25 protein-coding genes are annotated in these 21492 nt (G+C 68.6%); 7 read left to right on the top strand and 18 right to left on the bottom strand.

Annotated features, from left to right (window positions below):
* Positions 1–15 precede the first annotated feature (15 nt).
* The 4 genes from KTR9_RS11325 to KTR9_RS11310 form a co-directional block, all read right to left on the bottom strand.
* Positions 16–867 carry a phosphatidate cytidylyltransferase gene (locus KTR9_RS11325; RefSeq protein WP_014926477.1) on the bottom strand — a complete coding sequence of 284 codons (852 nt, stop codon included), beginning with the start codon at positions 865–867 and terminating at the stop codon, positions 16–18.
* Positions 864–1421, bottom strand: a complete 558-nt coding sequence (gene frr / locus KTR9_RS11320) for a ribosome recycling factor (protein ID WP_010841487.1) — start codon at positions 1419–1421, stop codon at positions 864–866. The genes KTR9_RS11325 and frr overlap by 4 nt, the downstream gene beginning before the upstream one ends.
* Before the next feature lie 58 nt (positions 1422–1479).
* Complete coding sequence (pyrH, locus tag KTR9_RS11315) at positions 1480–2214, bottom strand: UMP kinase (RefSeq protein ID WP_010841488.1); 735 nt, start codon at positions 2212–2214, stop codon at positions 1480–1482.
* Positions 2215–2302: 88 nt separating this feature from the next.
* A complete protein-coding gene (locus KTR9_RS11310; protein ID WP_014926476.1) occupies positions 2303–3334 on the bottom strand; it encodes an alpha/beta hydrolase in 1032 nt (343 codons plus the stop codon).
* A 301-nt stretch (positions 3335–3635) separates the two neighbouring features.
* Here KTR9_RS11310 and KTR9_RS11305 point away from each other — a divergent pair, with 301 nt between their 5' ends.
* Both KTR9_RS11305 and KTR9_RS11300 read left to right on the top strand, forming a co-directional pair.
* Positions 3636–5057 (top strand): condensation domain-containing protein, encoded by a 1422-nt coding sequence (locus KTR9_RS11305; RefSeq protein WP_014926475.1) that lies wholly within the window; start codon positions 3636–3638, stop codon positions 5055–5057.
* Positions 5058–5152: 95 nt separating this feature from the next.
* Positions 5153–6739 carry an MFS transporter gene (locus tag KTR9_RS11300; protein ID WP_014926474.1) on the top strand — a complete coding sequence of 529 codons (1587 nt, stop codon included), beginning with the start codon at positions 5153–5155 and terminating at the stop codon, positions 6737–6739.
* 54 nt (positions 6740–6793) lie between these two features.
* Here KTR9_RS11300 and tsf read toward each other — a convergent pair whose 3' ends face one another.
* Complete coding sequence (tsf, locus tag KTR9_RS11295) at positions 6794–7618, bottom strand: translation elongation factor Ts (RefSeq protein ID WP_014926473.1); 825 nt, start codon at positions 7616–7618, stop codon at positions 6794–6796.
* 56 nt (positions 7619–7674) lie between these two features.
* Positions 7675–8496, bottom strand: coding sequence for a 30S ribosomal protein S2 (rpsB, locus tag KTR9_RS11290; protein ID WP_010841493.1), 822 nt, complete (start codon positions 8494–8496; stop codon positions 7675–7677).
* 331 nt (positions 8497–8827) lie between these two features.
* On the opposite strand from rpsB, the gene KTR9_RS11285 reads away from it, so the two are divergent.
* Positions 8828–9337, top strand: coding sequence for a M23 family metallopeptidase (locus tag KTR9_RS11285; RefSeq protein WP_443134918.1), 510 nt, complete (start codon positions 8828–8830; stop codon positions 9335–9337).
* Between the two features lie 29 nt (positions 9338–9366).
* Here KTR9_RS11285 and KTR9_RS11280 read toward each other — a convergent pair whose 3' ends face one another.
* Positions 9367–10251, bottom strand: coding sequence for a tyrosine recombinase XerC (locus KTR9_RS11280; RefSeq protein ID WP_044507869.1), 885 nt, complete (start codon positions 10249–10251; stop codon positions 9367–9369).
* Between the two features lie 86 nt (positions 10252–10337).
* Complete coding sequence (locus KTR9_RS11275; RefSeq protein ID WP_044506496.1) at positions 10338–11204, bottom strand: siderophore-interacting protein; 867 nt, start codon at positions 11202–11204, stop codon at positions 10338–10340.
* A 174-nt stretch (positions 11205–11378) separates the two neighbouring features.
* Between KTR9_RS11275 and KTR9_RS28215 the strand changes: the two genes are divergently transcribed.
* On the top strand, positions 11379–11525 hold the full coding sequence (locus KTR9_RS28215; RefSeq protein WP_014926469.1) for a hypothetical protein: 147 nt from the start codon (positions 11379–11381) through the stop codon (positions 11523–11525).
* On the top strand, positions 11522–11956 hold the full coding sequence (locus tag KTR9_RS11270) for a hypothetical protein (protein WP_014926468.1): 435 nt from the start codon (positions 11522–11524) through the stop codon (positions 11954–11956). Before KTR9_RS28215 ends, KTR9_RS11270 begins: the two co-directional genes overlap by 4 nt.
* Before the next feature lie 2 nt (positions 11957–11958).
* Here the strand turns inward: KTR9_RS11270 and dprA are convergent, their stop codons facing one another.
* Entirely contained in the window at positions 11959–13086 is a 1128-nt protein-coding gene (gene dprA / locus KTR9_RS11265) for a DNA-processing protein DprA (protein WP_014926467.1), read from the bottom strand.
* Complete coding sequence (locus KTR9_RS11260) at positions 13083–14678, bottom strand: YifB family Mg chelatase-like AAA ATPase (protein WP_274518061.1); 1596 nt, start codon at positions 14676–14678, stop codon at positions 13083–13085. Before KTR9_RS11260 ends, dprA begins: the two co-directional genes overlap by 4 nt.
* Before the next feature lie 100 nt (positions 14679–14778).
* On the opposite strand from KTR9_RS11260, the gene bluB reads away from it, so the two are divergent.
* Both bluB and KTR9_RS11250 read left to right on the top strand, forming a co-directional pair.
* The gene (bluB, locus tag KTR9_RS11255) at positions 14779–15417 is read left to right on the top strand and encodes a 5,6-dimethylbenzimidazole synthase (RefSeq protein ID WP_014926465.1); all 639 of its coding nucleotides are present in this window, start codon (positions 14779–14781) and stop codon (positions 15415–15417) included.
* Positions 15418–15515: 98 nt separating this feature from the next.
* Positions 15516–16856: a DUF4185 domain-containing protein gene (locus KTR9_RS11250; RefSeq protein ID WP_014926464.1), complete on the top strand. Its 1341-nt coding sequence runs from the start codon at positions 15516–15518 to the stop codon at positions 16854–16856.
* Between the two features lie 10 nt (positions 16857–16866).
* Here the strand turns inward: KTR9_RS11250 and KTR9_RS11245 are convergent, their stop codons facing one another.
* The 8 genes from KTR9_RS11245 to KTR9_RS11210 all read right to left on the bottom strand — a co-directional run bounded on the left by KTR9_RS11245 (position 16867) and on the right by KTR9_RS11210 (position 21478).
* Positions 16867–17271, bottom strand: a complete 405-nt coding sequence (locus tag KTR9_RS11245) for a YraN family protein (RefSeq protein ID WP_014926463.1) — start codon at positions 17269–17271, stop codon at positions 16867–16869.
* A gap of 118 nt (positions 17272–17389) precedes the next feature.
* Positions 17390–17701, bottom strand: coding sequence for a DUF2469 domain-containing protein (locus KTR9_RS11240; protein ID WP_005198978.1), 312 nt, complete (start codon positions 17699–17701; stop codon positions 17390–17392).
* Positions 17698–18387: a ribonuclease HII gene (locus KTR9_RS11235; RefSeq protein ID WP_014926462.1), complete on the bottom strand. Its 690-nt coding sequence runs from the start codon at positions 18385–18387 to the stop codon at positions 17698–17700. Before KTR9_RS11235 ends, KTR9_RS11240 begins: the two co-directional genes overlap by 4 nt.
* A gap of 10 nt (positions 18388–18397) precedes the next feature.
* Entirely contained in the window at positions 18398–19252 is an 855-nt protein-coding gene (lepB, locus tag KTR9_RS11230) for a signal peptidase I (protein ID WP_014926461.1), read from the bottom strand.
* Between the two features lie 18 nt (positions 19253–19270).
* The gene (rplS, locus tag KTR9_RS11225) at positions 19271–19612 is read right to left on the bottom strand and encodes a 50S ribosomal protein L19 (RefSeq protein WP_004572295.1); all 342 of its coding nucleotides are present in this window, start codon (positions 19610–19612) and stop codon (positions 19271–19273) included.
* 210 nt (positions 19613–19822) lie between these two features.
* On the bottom strand, positions 19823–20791 hold the full coding sequence (locus KTR9_RS11220; protein ID WP_044507868.1) for a hypothetical protein: 969 nt from the start codon (positions 20789–20791) through the stop codon (positions 19823–19825).
* On the bottom strand, positions 20791–21147 hold the full coding sequence (locus tag KTR9_RS11215; RefSeq protein ID WP_044506487.1) for a hypothetical protein: 357 nt from the start codon (positions 21145–21147) through the stop codon (positions 20791–20793). Before KTR9_RS11215 ends, KTR9_RS11220 begins: the two co-directional genes overlap by 1 nt.
* Entirely contained in the window at positions 21134–21478 is a 345-nt protein-coding gene (locus tag KTR9_RS11210; RefSeq protein ID WP_014926459.1) for a YbaB/EbfC family nucleoid-associated protein, read from the bottom strand. Before KTR9_RS11210 ends, KTR9_RS11215 begins: the two co-directional genes overlap by 14 nt.
* Positions 21479–21492: the final 14 nt, after the last annotated feature.

Here is a 21492-nt window from a genome sequence, read left to right as displayed (position 1 = left end):
GGCCCTTGCCCGCGGTCAGAGCAGTGCGGTCAGCACGACCCACACCACGAACGCCGACGGCAGCAGGCTGTCGAGGCGGTCCATGATGCCGCCGTGCCCGGGCAGCAGTGTGCCCATGTCCTTGATGCCGAGATCGCGCTTCACCTGCGATTCGACGAGGTCACCCAGGGTCGCGCAGACCACCAGGACCGGTCCCAGGATGATGCCGATCCACCAGTGGCTCTCCAGCAGATACACCACGCATCCGACGGCGCCGACGGTGCCGACGACGAGGGAGCCCACCATGCCTTCCCAGGACTTCTTCGGGCTGATCGCCGGTGCCATCGGGTGCTTGCCGAACATCACGCCCGCGGCATAGCCGCCGACGTCGGAGCACACCACGACGACCATCAGCGTGGCCACCCGCGCGGCGCCGTCGTCCTGCACCACGAGGTGCGCGCCGAACGAGGCGAGCAGCGGCAGCCACGCCAGGACGAACACGGTGACCGCGAGGTCGCGCAGGTAGTCGACCGGCGCATTGTTGATGCCTTGCCCGAGGAGCTTCCACACCATGGACACCAGGACCGTCGCCACGAAGGCGACGAGCGCGCCGGTCGGGCCCCAGGGCCAGCTCGCCCAGATGATGGCCTGCCCGCCGATGAGAAGCGGCCAGAGCGCCACCGCGTATCCACCGGTCCGGAGGCGTTTGACGACCTCCCAGGTGGCGATCGCGAAGGCGACCGCCACGAGGCCGTACCAGACCTTCGGTACGAAGATCAGGATCGCGATGATGCTGATGCCGAGCGTGCCGCCGACCGCGATGGCGGCCGGCAGATCGCGCCCCGCGCGCGACTTCTTCTCACCGCCTCGTTGCGGAACCTCGTTCACACCTCGAGCAATTCGTCTTCTTTGTGCTTCACCAGCTCGTCGATCTGATGCACATAGGTCGCCGTGGTCTTGTCCAGTTCCTTCTCGGCGCGGGTGACCTCGTCTTCGCCGGCCTCGCCGTCCTTCTGGATGCGCTTGAGTTCGTCGGCAGCCTTGCGACGCACGTTGCGGATCGCGACCTTCGCGTCCTCACCCTTGCCCTTGGCCTGCTTGACGAGCTCGCGGCGCCGCTCCTCGGTGAGCTGCGGGACGGCGACCCGGATGATCGTGCCGTCGTTGGTCGGATTGACCCCGAGGTCGGAGTTGCGGATCGCGGTCTCGATGTCACGCAGCGTCGACGCCTCGTACGGCTTGATCACGACGAGGCGCGGTTCGGGCGTGTTGATGCTCGCGACCTGCGTCACGGGGGTGATCGAGCCGTAGTACTCGATGTTGATCTTGTTGAACATGGACGGGTTGGCGCGCCCGGTCCGGATCGAACCCATGTCCTCCTTGGCGACGTTGACCGCCTTCTCCATCTTCTCCTCGGCGTCGAGCAACGCGTCGTCGATCATGTTCGTCCTTGTTCCGTTCAGTCGGTGTTCTCGTCGATCTCAGGGTCAGGCGTCGGGTTCAGGTGCTGACCAGGGTGCCGATGCGGTCGCCTGCGACTGCACGGGCGATATTGCCCTGTTGGAGCAAATTGAACACCAAGATCGGCATCTTGTTGTCCATACACAGGCTGAAGGCCGTCGCGTCGGCGACCTTGAGCTCCTTGTCGAGCACCTCGCGGTGGGTGATCTCGGTGAACATCGTGGCGTCGGGGTTGGTGCGCGGGTCGGCGTCGTACACACCGTCGACCGCCTTGGCCATCAGGACCACCTCGGCCTTGATCTCCAGCGCTCGCTGGGCGGCGGTGGTGTCGGTGGAGAAGTACGGCATCCCCATGCCCGCGCCGAAGATCACCACGCGCCCCTTCTCCAGGTGCCGCTGTGCACGCAGCGGCAGGTACGGCTCGGCCACCTGTCCCATCGTGATGGCGGTCTGCACGCGGGTCGAAATCCCGCGCTTCTCCAGGAAGTCCTGCAGCGCAAGGCAGTTCATGACCGTTCCGAGCATGCCCATGTAGTCCGAGCGGCTTCGGTCGAGGCCTCGTTGCTGCAGTTCGGCGCCGCGGAAGAAGTTCCCGCCGCCGATCACGACGGCGACCTGGACACCGGAATTGACGACGTCGGCGATCTGGTCGGCGACGGTGCCCACCACGTCGGGATCGAGCCCGACCTCTCCTCCACCGAACATCTCGCCGCCCAACTTCAGCAAGACCCTACGGAATCCATCCCGCCGGATGGGGTCGGACGCTTCACTCATCGGCTTCCTCACTCGTCGGTTCGGTGAACTATCGTACGTCTTCACCGGAATCGACCCGCGACACGCGTCGTGCGCGCCGCGGGAGAGTTCACCCGCGCAGGGCCGCCTCGAACTGCGGCCAGGCACGATGCAGTTCGTCCTGCCAGTACGGCCACGCGTGGGTGCCGCCCTCGTAGAGGTGGAACGTCGCCGGGACACCGATGTCGCGCATCCGGCGCTGGAGGTTCCGCGTGCACTGCGCCGTGGCCGTCTCGATCACCGCCCCGACCGCGATCTGGTCGAACAGCTTGGAGCCGTTGCCGTCGATACCGGGACCGTCCAGGGTGTCGTATCGGCCCGGCATCCCGGACCCGTTCGACACGTAGATCGACGTCCCCCGGAACTCCTCGGCATGCAGGTACGGGTCGCTGGCACGCCAGGCCGGATCGTCGGGCGGTCCCCACATGTTCACAGTGTTGGCACCGCCACGGCCCTCGACGACCATCCGGACGACGGCCTGACCGAGCGGATCGCTGGTCTGGGCACAGCCGCTGAACGAACCGAGTGCCTGGTACACGGACGGTGCGTGAAGGGCCAACTGGAACACCGACGTGCCCGCCATCGAGATCCCGGCGATCGCGTTGCGTCCGGTGCCGTCGAAGCGCTCGTCGATCGTTGCCGGCAGCTCCTCGGTGAGGAAGGTCGCCCATTTCTGCCTCCCCAGCACGGGGTCGGGTCGCTGCCAGTCGGTGAAGTAGCTCGCCGCGCCGCCCATCGGGACGACGATGTTGACGTTCTCGTCGGCGAAGAACGTCCGGATGTCGGTCCGGTCGAACCAGCTGCTTCCACCATCGCCGCCCGCCGCTCCGTTGAGGAGGTAGAGCGTTGGCGCGGGCCCGGTTCCGCGGGCGGGCCACACCTTGACCGGAACCACCCGGCGCATCGCGGCGGACCGGACGCCGACTTCGATCTCGCCTCCGCGCTGAACCGTCTCGGCGACGATGCGAGCGGGCGCGGGCGACGCGGTGGCGGGCACCACCATTCCGAGAGTCGAGATGACCAGCGCGATCACGAGTACGGCGACCCGCATCGGCGAGCGCCGGCGCCACGCCCGATCCACGTCGGCAGACCCGTCGTCCATACCCCTCGCCTTCATCCGGGTGCGACCGGCGTCACACGCAACCACGGCAGTGTGCCCGACGCACCGCCGGATGTCCACATGGGTCAATCGTCCGGCACCACAACGGCATTCGATGACACAGAGAGACGAGGACTGTTACAGCGTCTCATCACACCGTGGTTGTCCCTGTTTCGGCGACCGCCGAGGTTACCGTGCGGTAGGGTCCGTCCCGGTCGGCCGCTCCACCGTCCGGGGAACCTCGGGCACCTGTCGTGCATCGGTCGCCGAATCCACTTTCCCGCAGGCGAATCGAGGTACACACATGATGAAGTTCGGCCTCATCGAGGAATGGGAGCCCCGCGCCGGTCACCTGACCAGCTGGGTGGCCTCCCTCGCTTCGGTGACGAATGCCGATCGGGCTCCTGTGCATCCCTCCCCGCCGTCCCACCAGCAGGAGGAGTACCTGCGGGTGGCCTGGCGCAACGAGTCCGCGGGGTTCCGTTTCGCCCGGCTCTGTCTCATGGCGTTCGACGTCTCGGCACCTCTGGACGTCTCCGCGATGACGATCGCGGTCAACGAGTTCGTGCGGCGCCACGACAGTTTCCGGTCCTGGTTCTCGATGGAGGACGACGGTTCGGTCCTCCGCCATCTCGTGCCCCCGGAAGTCGTCGACATGGTTCCGGTCGCATACGGCGACCGCGACGCCCCGCAGCTGCGGACGCATGTGCAGGACGAGACCTCGGGGCCGTTCAACTGGGACTGTTTCACCTTCGGGGCCATCGAGTGGGAGGGCGGGTTCACGCTCTACGCCGCGGCCGATCACCTCAACACCGACGGGATCTCACAGGCGATCACCTGCGTGGACCTGTTGTCGCTCTACATGAATGAGGCCTTCGGTGGCGACGTCGAGCTGCCCCCGGTCGGCAGCTACCTCGACTACTGCGCGCGCGAGCGCGACGTGTCGCGCCGGCTGACCCGTCGATCGCCGCACGTCCAGCGCTGGATCGATCTGGTGCAGGCGAACGGTGGGCGCCTGCCGAGTTTCCCGTTGCCGCTCGGCACCGGCGGGCAGACGTATACGCGCAGCGCAATCGTGAACTCGACCCTGTTCGACGAGCCCACGGCCGCGCGTTTCGAACAGATCTGTCGCGAACTGGGAGCCAACATGATCGCCGGGATCATGACGGCAGCCGCCCTCGTCTATGCCGAGTTCACCGGCCGGAGTGAGTATTTCGGGATGACGCCGAAGAGCACGAGGTCGGGCGCCGCGGAGCTGAAGTCGGTGGGCTGGTTCACGAGTCTGATCCCGGTTCCGCTCACCGTCGACGACGACACCACGTTCCGCTCGCTGGCACCGGAGGCCGCGCGCAGCTACGAGTCCGGAAAAGAGTTGACCGACATATCGTTCCACCGGGTCCTCGAACTCGTGGAATCCGGCGACGGCATCGCGGTCCGATCCGGCTGGGCGGTCCCGATGGTGTCCTACATCGACGTCCGCAAGCTCCCGGGCGTCGAGATCTTCGAAGCCGGGAACGGGTGCCTCTTCGGTAATCGCGGCAGCAGCGAGGAGGTGTACATGTGGGTCAACCGGTTCTCCGGCGAGACCTCGATCACGTTGCTGTACCCCGACACCGAGATCGCTCATGAGTCCGTGACGCAGTACGTCGAACGATTCGTCGCGGTGATGTCGGCGGTCGCCGACCTGGGCGACTACCGACCCTCGCTGCCGGCTCTCGCACCGTGACCGCCGGCCCCGCGGCGGGCCGGCGGCCGACCGGCGCGATCGGCGATCGCCCGGGAGCCTGGGCTGCTCTCGCGGGATGCCTGCTCGGGGTGTTCATGCAGATGCTGGACACCACCATCGTCAACATCGCCCTGCCCGATCTCGCCCGGGACCTCGGCGCGTCGACGTCGCAGCAACTCCTGGTGCTGACGGTGTACACGCTGTCGTTCGCCTGCACCCTGCTGACCGCGGCGACACTGGGGGCCCGAGTCGGACGCCGCCGGATGTTCGTGATCGGCATGGTGGCCTTCACCGTCACATCGGTGCTGTGCGGTGTGTCGACCGGGCCGGGTGAACTCATCGCGTTTCGCGGGTTACAGGGTGTCAGTGCGGCGCTCATGTCTGCGCAGACCCTGGCGCTCATCGCGGCCCTCTTCGACAAGAGACGCCACGGACTGGTCTTCGGCGTCTACGGGGCCGTGGCCGGTCTCGCCGCCATCCTCGGCCCGGTGGTCGGCGGATTCCTCGTCGACGCCGACGTTCTCGGATGGGGCTGGCGAGCGATCTTCTTCGTCAACGTCCCACTGGGCGTGCTCTCCTGCCTGCTCGCCCACCGCCGCCTGCCCGCCGCCCGTGAGCCGACGCCGGGACGGGTTGACGTCCCGGGTGTGGTCATGTCGGCGACGGCGCTGTTCCTGCTGCTGTACCCGCTGGCCCTCGGACGCGAGATGGGGTGGCCCCCGATCCTGTGGGTGATGATCGGGACGGCCGGAATCCTGTTGGCGCTGTTCGCCCTTCACGAGTTGCGCGTCGACGCCCGGGGTGGCACTCCCCTGCTGCGACCACGACTGTTCGCCTCCCGCCGGTTCACGGTCGGGCTTCTCCTGTCGCTTCTGTTCTTCAGCGTGTTCGCCGGGTTCTTCTTCACCGTGTCGATCTCGGCCCAGTTCGGACTCGGCTACTCGGCGTTCCGGACCGGGATGCTGGCGCTGCCCTTCGCAATCGGTGCTGCCGTCGGCTCGCTCTGTTCGCCACGGGTGGTCGTCCGGCTCACGGCCCCGCACACCTTGACGGCTGGGGCCCTCGCCGTCGGAGCCGGATTCGTTTGGCTCGCGATCATCATCGAACCGGCAGCGGAGACCTTGCCGTGGCCCGGCATCCTCGGTCCCCTCGTACTCGGCGGTCTGGGAACCGGCCTGTTCATCGCACCGTTGCAGGCCGTGATCCTGTCCGACACGACCGAGTCCACGGTGGGCACGGCAACCGGGACGATCCCCACGGTTCAGCAGATCGGCGCCTCGATCGGGCTGGCGGTCGTCACCCTGTTCTTCTTCGGACAGGTGGCCGGGCAGACCGCCGAGACGGTTCCGGTTGTACGAGCCGAACTCGTTGCGGCGCTGCCGGACTCACCGGTTCGCCCGGTGCTGCACGTGGCGGTCGCCGATCGTTTCGCATCCTGCGCGGGCGAGCAGCTGAGATCCGCTCATCCGGAACGACCGGCGCCGGCCTGCGCGGGCGGCCCGACGTCGCCGGCGATCGCGGCGGTCGCGGCGCAGGCGCGGCCCTGGACCCAGGACGCGGCGCGGTCGGTGACGGCCCGGACTTTCCTGGCCGCCCTGCGGACGACCCTCGTGACGTTGGGTCTCGTCGCCGTCGCGATCGCGGTACTCACGACAGCGCTACGGACGCGACAGACCCCGTGAACGCACATCGCCCCGTCTCCTCGGCGGAGACGGGGCGATGTGTGGCGAGTTCGATCAGGCCTGGCCGACCTCGAACCGGGTGAAGCCCTTGATGGTCACGCCGGCATCGTCGAGCAGTGCCTTCACGGTCTTCTTCGAGTCCTGGACCGACGACTGGTCGAGCAGCACGACGTCCTTGTAGAAGCCGTTGACGCGACCCTCCACGATCTTGGGCAGAGCCTGCTCGGGCTTGCCCTCCTCCTTGGCGGTCTGCTCGGCGATACGACGCTCGTTCTCGACGACGTCCGCGGGGACCTCGTCGCGAGTGGCATAGCGCGCCTTGAGAGCAGCGACCTGCATGGCGGCGCCGCGGGCGGCCTCTTCGGCACCCGCGCCCTCGCCGGTGTAGGACACGAGCACGCCGACGGCCGGGGGCAGATCGGATGCACGCTTGTGCAGGTACACGGCCACCGGACCGTCGTAGTAGGCCACGCGACGCAGCTCGAGCTTCTCGCCGATCTTGGCCGAGAGTGCCGCCACGGCCTCATCGACGGTGCCGTCGCCGAGCGGAGCCTTCTTCAGCTCGTCGAGATCGTTCGTCTTCGCCGCGGCCGCCGCGTTCACGATGTCGTCGGCGAGCTGCTGGAACTCACCGTTCTTCGCGACGAAGTCGGTCTCGGAGTTGATCTCGATGAGCGCGCCGTCCTTGGCCGCGACCAGGCCCTCGGCGGTGGAGCGCTCGGCGCGCTTGCCCACGTCCTTGGCGCCCTTGATGCGCAGTTCTTCGACGGCCTTGTCGAAATCGCCGTCGTTGTTGGCCAGCGCGTTCTTGCAGTCGAGCATTCCAGAGCCGGTGAGCTCACGGAGACGCTTCACATCAGCTGCGGTGTAGTTCGCCATCGTTGGCGAGCCTCCTTCGGGAAGTGTGTTGGGACCGGACTGCAGAGCAGTGGGGACTACTGAGCAGCCGGTGCGTCGGCCGCGGCGTCGCCGCCGGCCGGTGCTGCGGCCTGGGTCAGCAGTTCCTGCTCCCACTCTGCCAGCGGTTCGCCGCTGCCGGCCTCGGGCTTGGCGTCGCCGCTGGCGGCACCGGCACGGGCCTGGACACCCTCGGCCACGGCCGAGGCCACGACGCGGGTGAGCAGCGCTGCGCTGCGGATGGCGTCGTCGTTGCCCGGGATCGGGTAGTCGACGAGGTCGGGATCGCAGTTGGTGTCCAGGATCGCGATGACCGGGATGTTCAGCTTGCGTGCCTCACCGACGGCGATGTGCTCTTTGTTGGTGTCGACGACCCACACGGCCGAGGGGACCTTGGCCATGTCGCGGATACCGCCGAGCGTGCGCTCGAGCTTGTTCTTCTCGCGGGTCAGCATCAAGATCTCTTTCTTGGTGCGGCCCTCGAAGCCACCGGTCTGCTCCATGGTCTCGAGCTCCTTCAGGCGCTGCAGGCGCTTGTGGACGGTCGAGAAGTTGGTGAGCATGCCACCGAGCCACCGCTGGTTGACGTACGGCATGCCGACACGGGTCGCCTCTGCGGCGATCGATTCCTGGGCCTGCTTCTTGGTGCCGACGAAGAGGATGGTGCCGCCGTGGGCGACGGTCTCCTTGACGAACTCGTACGCCTTGTCGATGTAGGTCAGCGTCTGCTGCAAATCGATGATGTAGATGCCGTTGCGGTCGGTGAAGATGAATCGCTTCATCTTCGGGTTCCAACGGCGGGTCTGGTGCCCGAAGTGTGCGCCGCTGTCCAGCAGCTGCTTCATGGTCACGACAGCCATGATCGTCCTTTTCTCGCAGTTGTCGTCGGCACCGTCGGTACCGACCCTGGCGCCTGCGGCCGAGTGCCACCCGATACGGCTTGGGCCGTCCGGGACTGCTCACTTGGCGTGTGTCCGTCGACTGTGCTGGTCAGAGCGTCGAAGCCCCGAGCGGCACAGAACTGAATGCAGGCGCGCGAAGTCACCTCACCAACGCGCGATGAGGTGCGGTCAGAAGTTTACGCCGCCACGGAACGAACACCAAAACGCCTTCGCCCACGTCGGGGGGCGGATCCGGCATCGGGTCGCCGATCCGGCGGATCCCACTCGGCCTCCGGTGCGTCCAACCACCGTGCGAACTCCAACGCCACGCTTCGTGGCCGCCATCCTGCTCGCCGCCCTCTGGTTCGCCGGTCCGGTCGCGACGGCTGACTCGGGCGAGGCGTACACGGTACCGCTGGCGCCCCGGCCGACCGTCGTGACGGCCTACGACGAGCCCGAGAAGCGGTGGCAGCCAGGACATCGGGGCGTCGACCTCGCCGCCGGGCCCGGCCAGGCCGTCCGTGCGGCAGGCGCGGGCCGGGTGCGGTTCGCGGGAACCGTCGCCGGGCGGCCGCTGGTCTCGGTGTCGCATCCCGACGGCGTGATCACCACATACGAGCCGGTCGAGGCCGACGTCGACGCTGGCGACCACGTCTCGCGCGGCGAGATCATCGGAACGGTGATCGGCGGGCATCCGGGATGCCCGGTGCTCGTCTGCCTGCATTGGGGCGCTCGGCGCGGCAGCGGGCGCGGAGCGGACTACCTGGACCCCCTGGGTCTGCTCGGCGCGGTGCGAGTCCGGCTCAAACCGGTCGGATGACCGCGCCGGACGGGCCGAACGGATGCGCCTCAGGCGCGGGGGTGCGCCTGACGGTGGACGGCGCGTAGGCGTTCGACGCTCACGTGGGTGTAGATCTGCGTCGTCGCGAGCGACGAGTGACCGAGTAGTTCCTGGACGACGCGCAGGTCGGCGCCGCCCTCCAGCAGGTGCGTGGCGGCGCTGTGCCGGAGTCCGTGCGGTCCGGTCGCCGGCCCGCCGCTCGCGGCGACCGCGCGTGCCACGACCGAGCGCGCCATCCGCTGGTCGAGCCGACCACCGCGGGCGCCGAGGAGCAGCGCCGCCCCCGAGGCGTCGGTGAGCAGAGCCGGGCGCCCGGCGCGGAGCCAGTCGTCGACCGCGCGCGCGGCCGGCTCGCCGTACGGGACCGAACGTTCCTTGTCCCCCTTGCCGATCACCCGCATCACCCGCCGGTCGGCGTCGACGTCGCCCACATCCAGCCCGCACAACTCCCCCACGCGAACCCCACTGGCGTACAGCAATTCCACGATGGCCCGGTCGCGCAGGGCGAGCGGGTCGTCGGGCGCGCGATCCGCGCTGGTGGCCGCGATCGCGGCCTCGGCCTGGGCGGGAGCCAGTACCGCGGGCAGCGTCCGATGCGCCTTGGGCGCTTTCAGTCGCTGCGACGGGTCGGTGGCCAGATACCCCTCCCGGACCGCCCACGCGCAGAAGGTCTTCGCCGCCGAGACCTGTCGGGCCACGGTCGTACGCGCCGCTCCCCGCCGGGTCAGTTCGGCGAGCCAGGCCCGCAGTAGGGCGAGGTCGATGTCGCCGACCGCGACACCCCGGGCACCGGCGAACGAGACCAGTGCGCGCGCGCCACCGACGTAGGCACGGATCGTGTGCTCACTGCGCCCTTTCTCCAGGCGCAGGTGGTCGGCGAAGTCGTCGAGCATGGTCACGACCTCATCGTGTCGGGCATCCGGGTGCAACCGCACACGCGGCGTCGTGGCCGAATCGATGCCCGATCCCCAGGACGTCGTCAGCCCTGGGCGCCGACCCCTTCCTCCTCGGCCCGCAGGTCGGCCTTCCACTGGCGGAAGCCTTCCTCGGTCCGTCCGCGCCGCCAATATCCGGAGATGGAGGCGTTCGCCGCCCCCACTCCTCGCTCCTTGCGGACGTAGGCCCGCAGATTGTGCATGACCGCCTGCGCCTCACCGTGGATGAACACGTGGGGCTCGCCGTCGAGCCACTCCGTGGCGCGGACCGCTTCGATCAGCGGCGCGTTGTCGCCGGCGAGTGAGTCGTCGACCTCGCCCGCGGGCCCGCCGCGATGCACCCACGTGATCTCCGCCCCGGCGGGCGCGTCGAGATCGAGTTCGTCCTCGGGTCCGGCGACCTCGATGAACACCTTGGCGACGGCGTCGGCGGGAAGCGCTTCGAGGGCAGCGGCGACCGCGGGGAGGCCGGCCTCGTCGCAGGCCAGCAGGTGCCAGGGGGCGTCCGCACGCGGGCGATAACCGCTGCCCGGTCCGACGAAGCGGATCGTCTCGCCCGAGCCGACCGCGGCCGCCCAGGGACCGGCGATGCCCTCGCTCCCGTGGACGACGAAGTCGACGACGAGCTCACGAGCGGCCGCATCGACGCGGCGAACGGTGTAGGTCCGCAGCACCGGCTGACGCTCCGGGGGCTCGTTGGCACGGACCTCCTGCAGATCGAACGGCTCCGGGTAGCTGACACCCGGCGGTGCGAAGATGAACTTCACATACATGTCGGTGTCGGGTTCCCCGGACTTGCCGACTGCCGGCTGGAAGTCCTCGAACCCTTCACCGCCCAGGTACAGGCGCACGAAGTGCGGACTGATCCGCTCGCTCCGGAGCACCGTCATCGTGTTCACGCGTTTCGCCATCGAACCTCCCTTTTCAGAGGTCACCTTACGCCCCTCTGTTTAGGGGACCCTTAGCTTTAGCCGAGCGAACCACCCATCCGCAGTTGTAAGGTTTTCTACTGATCAAGCGATGTGCATCTGAGACTTTGCCATTACTAAAATCAGACGTCGTGAGACCCGACCAGAGGTGACTCCATGCCGGATCAGCCCGTGGATCAATCCACCCCGCGCCGCGGTTCACGGCTCAGCGTCGACGACTGGCTGGAGGCGGCGACGCAAATCCTGGTCGACGACGGCATCGACGCCCTCAAGATCTCACGCCTGAGCGCCGGCTCGGTGTGACGAAGGGCAGCTTCTACTGGCACTTCACCGACATCGGTGCGCTGAAGACCGCGCTCGCCGAGCACTGTCGGCAAGCGCAGTCGGCAGCGGCCGCCCGGATCGAGTCGCTCGAGTCCCTGCCGCCGATCGAACGTGTCGACGCGCTGGCGCGACTGCTGTCCGATCCACGTCGCCGGGCGATGGAGTCGGCCCTGCGGCGGTGGGCCGAGACCGATCCGACAATCGCGGATTCGGTCGACCGGCTCGACTGCCGGATCTTCTCGATCGCGATCTCCGCGATGCGTGAACTCGGGTTCTCCGAGGCCGAGGCACACGCTCGCGCCACCACACTGCTGTACGCGGGGATCGGCTACGTCCATGCGCACGGCCGTCTCAACGAGGCGACGGTCGAAGATCTGCATGTCATCATCGACATCCTCACCCGCCGCTGAGGTCACGCCAGCCGCCACCGTCCGTCGACGTTCTGCACGTGTCCCGTGACGTCGAGGTGCGCGAGCGCCGACCGCACCACGCCGATGTCGAGGCCCGCGGCGAACGCGATCTCGTCGATCCCCACGCCGCCGCGGCCGGGAATGGCGTCGTGGACCCGCAGCTGCTCGGCGTCGAGCCCGTCGGTCGGCTTCGTGCGGCCGCGGCCGATGTCACCGCCACCATCGGGGCGCACCAGGTTGACGACCGACGCGACGTCGGAGACCAGCACCGCGAGTTCGTCGGCGATCATCCGATGGCAGCCGACCGAGGTCGCCGACGTGACCGGGCCGGGCACCGCGCCGAGGGGCCGGCCGAGCTTGCGCGCCCACGCGGCGGTGTTCGCCGCGCCGGATCTCCGCCCCGCCTCGACCACCACTGTCGCACCACTCATCGCCGCGACCAGGCGGTTCCGGGTGAGGAACCGGTGCTTGGCGGCCGTCGTCCCCGGCGGATATTCACTGATCACCGCGCCCGTGCGCGCGATCGCGGCCAACAGAGCCGAGTGCGACGCCGGATAGTCCCGGTCGATCCCACAGGCCATCACCGCCGCGGTCACCCCGCCCGCCGCGACGACCGCGCGGTGGGCAGCACCGTCGATGCCGAACGCTCCGCCGGACAGCACCGCGAAACCCTGGGCCGACACTCCCGACGCGAGCGTCTGCGTGACGTGTTCGCCATAGGACGACGCGGCGCGCGATCCTATCAACGCGACCGACGCCGCGGCCAGGTCGTCGAGCCGGGCGGGGCCGCGTACCCACAGCGCGAGCGGTTCACCACCGCGCGCCGCGGTGTCGGCCTGCCCCAGCGCCAGCAGTGACCAGGCCGGCCATTCCGGGTCGGCTCGGGTCACCAGGCGCGCACCGATCCGCTCGGCGGCGTCGAGATCATCTGGTGCACAGTCGGAATCGAATCGAGCCGCGGTCGCGGCGAGCACCGCGTCGTGACCGGCGGGCACAGTGCGCCGGCGGATCGCCGACGCGGCCTCGACCGGGCCGATGTCGTCGACGAGCGCGATGACCGCGGCACAGGGCGGTTCGGCGACCCGCGCCAGGTAGGCCCAGGCGATGGACTCGGGAGGATGGGCGGTCACCAGGTCGCTCCTCTGTCTCGGTACAGAAGTGCCTGCGCGACATCGTCTTCGACGGGGCGCTCGGATCCGCGTAGATCGCTGAGGGTCCAGGCCAGCCGCAGTGCCCGATCGGCGCCGCGCGCCGTCACGCGGCCGTCGCGGAGGAACAGTTCGATGGGCCGCAGAACGTCCGGTGGCAGCCGGAACCGCTGGCGCAACGCGGACCCGGGGACCTCGGCGTTGGTGCGCCACCCGAACTCCGACCACCGCTCGATCGCGGTGGCCCGCGCCGCGGTGACCCGGGCGCGGACGTCGGCACTCGACTCGCCGGCACCACTCATCAGCGCGGCGTTCCCCGGCGGGTCCATCCGCACCCGGATGTCCACGCGGTCGAGCAGTGGCCCCGACAGCTTGCCCAGGTAGCGCCGCCGGACGACGGCCGTGCACACGCAGTCCACATCGTGGGCGGGCGCGCACGGGCACGGGTTCGCCGCGAGGATCAGCTGAAAGCGCGCGGGATAGACCGCCATGCCGTCACGCCGCGGCACCCGCACCTCGCCGTCCTCGAGGGGTTCCCGCAGGGATTCGAGCGACTTGACACTCATCTCGGCGCACTCGTCGAGGAACAGCACTCCTCGATGCGCCTTGGACGCCGCGCCCGGCCGGGCGAAACCGGTGCCGCCACCGAGCAGGGCTGTGATCGACGAACTGTGGTGCGGGGCCACGAACGGCGGTTCGGTGATCAGTGGACGGCCGGGCGACAACTCCCCCACCAGGGAGTGGATGGCCGTCACCTCCAGCGAGTCCTCGAGACCCAGCGGCGGCAGGATGCCCGGCAACCGCCGCGCGAGCATCGTCTTGCCGATTCCCGGCGATCCGGTCATCAATACGTGATGTGCTCCGGCCGCGGCGATCTCGAGCGCATGCCGGGCCTCCTGCTGCCCCACCACGTCGGCCATGTCCGGAATCGGTGGCGCCTGCGAGGCCGTCGCGTCGTGCACGGTGTCGAGCACATGGTCTCCGGCCAGCCACTGTGTCACCTCTTTGAGACTCGTCGCGCCGCCGACGTCCATCCCCTCGACGAGCGCCGCCTCGGCGACGGTCTCGATCGGCACGACCGCCCGCCGGTATCCCTCCTGCCGTGCGGCGATCACCGCCGGCAACACCCCGCGGATCGGCCGCACGCTGCCGTCCAGACCGAGTTCGCCCAGGAAGATCGTCGACGACAGCCTCTCCGCCGACACCTGTTGAGTGGCAGCCAGAATCGCGACCGCCATCGACAGATCGAACCCCGAACCGACCTTCGGCATGTCGGCCGGCGACAACGCCACCGTCACCTTCAGCTCGGGAAAACTGAACCCGGAATTCTTGATCGCAGCCCGCACCCGGTCCCGCGCCTCCCGAACCGACGGATCCGGATTGCCCGTCACCGCGAATCCCGGCAGACCCGAACTCACACTCGCCTGCACATCGACCACCCGCGCGGCAAAGGCATTGAGCCCCACCGACTGTGTTTGCCCCAACATGGGCACAGTCTCGCCGGTGCCATGCGTCGCGGACGGTCCCGAACCACCCGGACAGCCGATCTGTGGATCAGGCCGTGGTTGTCCCATGGTCACGCCTCGAGGTTGCCTCGGTGCGAACGCGATCGTCGGGAACGTCCGCGAGGGAGCCGCGCTACCTGCCGAGGCGCTTGACTAGGCTCGACAACCGATGAACCACGGAACTTTCGACGATGCGTTCGTCGGTGATCTCGACCGGCTGCTGCGATGGAGACGCGACGTCCGTCGCTTCAGCCGCGAGCCACTGGAACCACATCTGCTGCCCGAGATCCTCGACGCGGCCGAACTCGCGCCGTCGGTGGGCAACAGCCAGCCGTGGCGCTGGGTCGAAGTGCGGTCCACCACGGCCCGAAAGGCGGTGCGCGACAGCTTCACCCACTGCAATGCCGATGCGCTCGACGGCTACACGGGCGAGCGCGCACAGCTGTATTCGTCACTCAAGCTCGCCGGTCTCGATGACGCTCCCGTCCACCTCGCCGTGTTCTGCGAACCCGCTGTCGCCCAGGGCCAGGGACTCGGCCGACAAACAGTGCCCGAGACGTTGGAGTATTCGGTCGTCACCGCGATCTCCACACTCTGGCTGGCGGCGCGGGCCCGGGGCGTCGGGGTTGGGTGGGTGTCGATCATCGAACCTGATCGGGTGACCGCGGCTCTCGCGCTCCCGTCCGCGTGGAAGCTGGTCGCCTACCTGTGTATCGGCTACCCGGCCCACGACTCGGAGACGCCCGAACTCGAACGTGTCGGCTGGCAGGCTCGGACTGCGTCTGAGGGGCGCCACTTCGTGCGCTGACACCAGATCGTGACCCCCTCGAACACGCGATTGTGCACAACTCCAGTCACAATAGTCACGTCAATCACTTCTGTCACAAGAGTAACTGGAGGACGTGCGTGTCGAGCCGTCTCACCACGAGTGTCCGGCTGGCACTCGCCGGGGTCATCGCGTTCAGCGGTACCGCGATCGCCCTGACGACCGGCGCCGGCGTCGCCCACGCCGCACCCTGCGGCAACGCGAGCACCGGATCGAGTGTCCTCGGCTTCGGCTCCAGCGGATCGAGCGGCTCCAGCGGCTCGGAAGGGTCCTCCGGCGGCTCGAGCATCCCGAACCCGGGTCCCCAGGCGCCGCTGGTCCCCTATGTCGGGTCCAAGTCCCGCACCGTCGGCTGGGTGACGGGGCCGCTCAGCGCCAACCGGACGTACAGCCGGTTCGGGATCGGGGGCACCGATCTCGGCGTCGCCTGGGACAACGGCCGCGGACAGACCCTGATGGCCTTCGGGGACACCTTCGGCAACTGCAACGCACCGGGGCAGCAGTGGCGACATAACGTACTCCTCCGCACCGACGACGACAACCTCGCCAACGGCCTCTCGGTTCCCGACGGTCGCGCCGGCGACGTGACCTCGGGTTCGGTGATCGCGCCGGGCCAACCCAACTACGCGCAGGAGCTCATCCCGTCGGTCGGTATCTCCAACGTCGAGGTCACGACCATCCCCACCGCGGCCATCTCCCTCCCGCACGGCGACGGCTTCCGCCAGTACGTCAACTACATGTCGGTGCGATCGTGGGGTTCGCCGGGCAACTGGGTCACCAACTTCTCGGCCATCGCCCATTCCGACGACAACGGCCAGACCTGGGTCACCGACCAGGACACCATCCTCATCAATGCGCCGGTCTCACTCCGACTTCCCGGCGAGTTCCGCCCCATCGAGTTCAACAACGGTAAGTTCCAGCAGAACGCCTACGTCCGCGGCCGGGCCGGGACCCCCGACGCGGAGTACGTCTACCAGTACGGCACGCCGAACGGGCGATTCGGCGCCGCGTTCCTCGCCCGCTTCCGGCCGGCGGACATCCTGTCACTGGACGCGTACGAATACTGGGCGGGGAAGAGCCGCGGCTGGGTGGACGACATCGCCGCGATCCCCGACGACGGCTCCGCGATCGTCGTCGGTCAACCGGTCACCGAACTCTCGGTCGCCTGGAGTCCCTATCTCGAGAAATACATCATGCTCGACGGCGACAACGACATCACGCTGCGCACCGCGGACCGTCCCGAAGGCCCGTGGAGCGCACCGAAGACCATCGTGCCCCGGGGCGCCCTCGTCGTCTACGGACCGATGATGCTCCCCGGTTCCCCCGCGCTGCAGGGTGATTCGAAGGACCTGTACTTCAACGCATCGCGTTGGAGCGACTACAACGTGATGCTGATCCGCACCGACCTGAGCAAGCTCTGACGCGTTCAGCTCAGACGTAGACGCCGCGGTGATGCCGAACGCGCGCACGGGCCAGGTCGTCGGGTACGGCCTGGTCGAGCCGCACACTGACCACGTCGAACCGGATCTGCGACCACCGGCGGTCCTGCGCGGCGAGCCACAACCGGGCGAGCCGACGCATCCGCGCGAGCTTCGTCGGCGTGACCGCCATGACCGGATCGTCGTAGGTGCGACTCGCGCGGGTCTTGACCTCGACGATCACCAGGATCGATCCGTCGGCCGCGACGAGATCGAGTTCGCCGTATCGGGTACGCCAATTGCGTTCCAGGACAGTCCAACCCAGCGATGTCGCATAGTCCGCGGCCACATCCTCACCGAGCCGGCCGATGTGTCCGCGTCGATCGGGGCGGGGATGTCCGCGCGGTTCAGCACTCATGCCGATCAGCGTCGCGCAGAACCGCTTTCGATCACCGGTCGAATACGAGCAAAGCCCTGATCTGTGGACGATCAGGGCTCTGTCAACAGCTGCGCTCTCACCGAGAGCGGGCGCGGGATCAGGGTTCGTCGGGCAGTCGGAGTTCCGGCTTCTCGAGCTCTTCGATGTTGACGTCCTTGAACGTGATCACGCGAACCTGCTTGACGAAGCGCGCCGGGCGGTACATGTCCCACACCCACGCATCGCTCATCCGGAGTTCGAAGTACACCTCGCCGTCGGTGTTGCGCGGGATCATCTCGACGGCGTTGGCGAGGTAGAAGCGCCGCTCCGTCTCCACCACATAGGTGAACTGCCCGACGATGTCCTTGTACTCGCGGTACAGAGAGAGTTCCATCTCGGTTTCGTACTTCTCGAGATCCTCAGCACTCATCCTGTCAGCCTATCCCTGTTGTCGTTTGCGCTGGTGACCACACGTGCCGCGACATTACGGTACGACATGCGGTGTTGTGGCGACGGGCCTGCCGCGTCGATGCGCGACATGTGCAACGCCGTGCTGTAGCCCTTGTGGATGGCGAAGTCGTACCCGGGTAGGTCGTCGTCCATGGCGATCATGATGCGGTCTCTGGTGACCTTCGCGATGATGCTGGCGGCGGCGATGCACGCGGCGGCCCCGTCTCCCCCGATCACCGGCAGCGACGGCGCGGTCAGCCCCGGCACCGCGAAACCGTCGGACAGCACGTAACCGGGCTTCACGTCGAGTGCCGCCACCGCGCGCCGCATGCCTTCGATGTTGGCGACGTGGATGCCGATGCGATCGATCTCCGCGGCCTCGATGATCACCGCGCTCCAGCTCTGTGCGTAGCGCGTCACCGATCGGTACAGGCCCTCACGTGTCCGCTCGGTCAGCTTCTTGGAGTCGTCGAGATCGGACAGAGATGCGAGCTGGGTCGGCTTGAGCACGCACGCCGCGACCACGAGGGGCCCGGCACACGCACCGCGACCGGCTTCGTCGACACCGGCCACCGGCCCGAGACCCTGGCGGTGCAGTGCGAACTCGAACGTCCGCAGGCCCGCAGCGCGACGGACGGGCGAACGCGGAGGCCATCGAGTCGTCACGGCTCACCCATCACTGCTGCGGATTGAACGAACCGACACCACCGATCCGCGAGAAGGGATAGATGATGAAACGGACCTTGCCGCGGATGTCGCTCACCGGGACCGTGCCCTGGAACCGGTCCTCGACGTGGTAGCGCGAGTCCTGCGAGTTCAGGCGGTTGTCACCCATCACCCACACATTGCCCTCGGGAACCTTGATCGGACCGAAGTCGGGGCCGAGACACGGGGGCACCTGATTGCCCGGACCGGCCACGCCGGGCCCGAACGAGGCGACCGTCTCCTCCTGGAGCTTCATGTCGATGTAGGGCTCACGCAGCGGGCGGCCGTCGACCTTGACGCCGACGCCCTCGTCGTTGCGGCATTCGACGGTCTGACCGCCGGTGGCGATGACCCTCTTGACGAGATTGTTCTCGTCCGGCGGCGCGAACCCGAACCACGAGAGGGCGTCCTGCGCCTTGTGCATCACCGGATTCGTCGACCGGGGTGACACCCAGGCCCCGTTCCACGACTCCGACGGCCCCTTGAAGACGACGACGTCGCCGGGCTGCGGATCACCGAACCGGTAGGTGAGCTTGTCGATCACGATGCGGTCGTTCGTGCAGCCGTCGCAGCCGATGAGGGTCGACTCCATCGACTCCGACGGGATCACGTACTGCCGACCGATGAAGGTCTGCAGAACCCAGGTGAGGAGCAGGACGCACCCCACGATGATCACGACTTCGCGCAGGAGCGAACCCGATCCGGATGTACGCTTGCCGCGCTCGTCGGCTGGGTCGTCCCGGTCGGTCTTCAACCGCCATGGACGCTTGGCGTCCTCGTCGCGGTCGCCGCCGGGGGCGTCGTGGGGTCGCTGTGTGTCGGCCACCTCGTCAGGTTAGACGCGTCAGCGCTTTTCCTTGATCTTGGCTGCCTTGCCGCGCAGGTCACGCAGGTAGTAGAGCTTGGCGCGACGGACGTCACCGCGGGTGAGGACGTCGATCTTGGCGATGTTCGGGCTGTGCACGGGGAAGGTGCGCTCGACGCCGACGCCGAAGGACACCTTGCGGACGGTGAACGTCTCGCGCACGCCGCCACCCTGACGACGGATGACGACGCCCTTGAACACCTGGACGCGCTCCTTGCTGCCCTCGATGACCTTGACGTGGACGTCGAGGGTGTCGCCGGGGCCGAAGTCCGGCACGTCGTCGCGGAGGGACTGCTTGTCGAGGAAATCGAGCGTGTTCATGTGGCGTGGTCCTTGTCTGGCGGAAAACGTTGAGCAGAGGAACCTGGCGGCCCGTGGGCTCGACCGGTTCGTGCTCCGAGTCGTTGGCGTCGCTGCCGACGGTGTCACTGACGTCGAAGTCGCGGACGGCCCCGGAGACGGGGCATCGTCGGCAGGCAACCCGACTATTGTGCCAGAGACACCCCGGGCCGACGAAATCGCGGTGCGGCACTACACGCGCGGGCCGACGACCACCACATTGTCGGCCTGCAAGGCGGAGACGGTGGCCGGGTCCATCGGGGTCGCCGCGGCGATCGCGGTGGGCGTGACTCCGGTGTGCACCATGTGGTCGAGAATCGCGAGTTCCGGCGCCCGCCCGTCGGCGGTGAGCGCCTCGTCGTCGGCGAGTTCCACCCCGGCCCGTTGATATGGCTGCGGGTCGTTGGTCCCCACGACGACCACCCGCGTTCCTCGTGCACCGGTCCCCACCCCCACCGCCGTCCGGAACCAGCCGGCGATCGACGACGGAACCGTCGTCTGCAGTCGCTCGGCTCTCGCCCGCAACCAGGTCAGGTCAGCGGCGCCGACCCCATCGCGGCCGGTGCGCGCGGCGGCGCCGGCCAGACCGCCGACACCGGCGGCCACCGCTCCCGCCGCGCCCATCGCCCCGAGCGGCATCATCGGCATCATGCCGCTCGTCGCCGCGGGCGCACCCGCGCTCTGCCCCGCCTCGCCCGACCGTTCGGTGTGGTCGTCGCCGGCGGCGGTGAGTGCCATCCGGCCCGTGCTCGCGGCTTCGACGCGCCACGTGTCGTCACCGATCGCGGAATTCACCTCCGCGCGCCGCACGTCGCGGTCGGCGATCAGCGCGATCACCGACATCTGCTGCCGGGTCTCGGTCACCGTCCGGGCATAGGCGTCCAGCGACGTCCCCAGTGCGCGAAGCCGGTCCGCCGCCCCGGGCAGATCGGCCGCGGCGCTCCGTCCGAGGCCGTCCACGACGGCCTGGTGAAACCGGCCGGCCGCACCCTCATCCCCCGTGTACGAGTCGGTCGCCGACGCCACCGCTCCGGCGAGGCCGTCCAGTGCATCCGCCAGTTCCCGGGCGCGCTGCGCCGAGTCGCGCAGGGCGACGGTGTCGGCAGTCGGCCACGTCCCGGGTGCCAGCCTCTCGGCGATCCGCTCGGCCTCGTCCGGCATCATCGGACGTCCCCCCGGCCGATACGCGTGGACGCTTCGGCGTCGGTGGCGAGGAGCGCATCCACGCCGGACACCAGGGCCTGCCGGTGCGCATCGAGCCGGTTCTCCGCGTCGTACAGGGACTCGGCGGCCGCCGCGACCGCCGGCGAGAAACCCTGCCGGAATGCTCGAGCTGGGTCACCGACGCCCACCGCCGCGTCGACGTCGCGGAGCAGCGCGGGGAGTTGGGCTCGCACGTCCGCGAGTCCCACCGTCGCCTCCGCGACACGCAGCGCCAGTGCGGCGGCCGCGCCGGTGTCCGCCGCGACCCGGTGGCGGTCGGCGTCCGCGACCGGGACCGGATCAGGAGTCGCCATCGGTCACCACGCGCTCGAGACGGGCGTCGGCGTAATCGATCGGCAGATCTGCTGCCGTGGAGAGCACCTCGGCGGATCGGGCGCGCAGGGCGGTGTCCGCTTCGGCGATCAGCGTGGTGAGCAGGGTCGACAGCTGATCCGCGCGGTAGCGTCGAAGTGCGGCGGGTTCGATCGCGATGTCCACCGCGAGTCCACGCGCGTCGACCGTCACCGCGACGAGCCGGTCGTGACTGGTGGCCCGAGAGGTCAGCTGAGACAACGCTTTCCGAATACGGTCGAGTTCGCTGCGCTGCCGGTCGAGTTCGTCGACCATGGCCGAATACCCCTGCATCCCCGAACCCCCTG

This window comes from Gordonia sp. KTR9 (genome assembly GCF_000143885.2).
Classification (GTDB): Bacteria; Actinomycetota; Actinomycetes; order Mycobacteriales; family Mycobacteriaceae; genus Gordonia.
The sequence above is the reverse complement of the archived record's forward strand: the minus strand, read 5'-3'. Positions and strand labels throughout refer to the sequence as shown.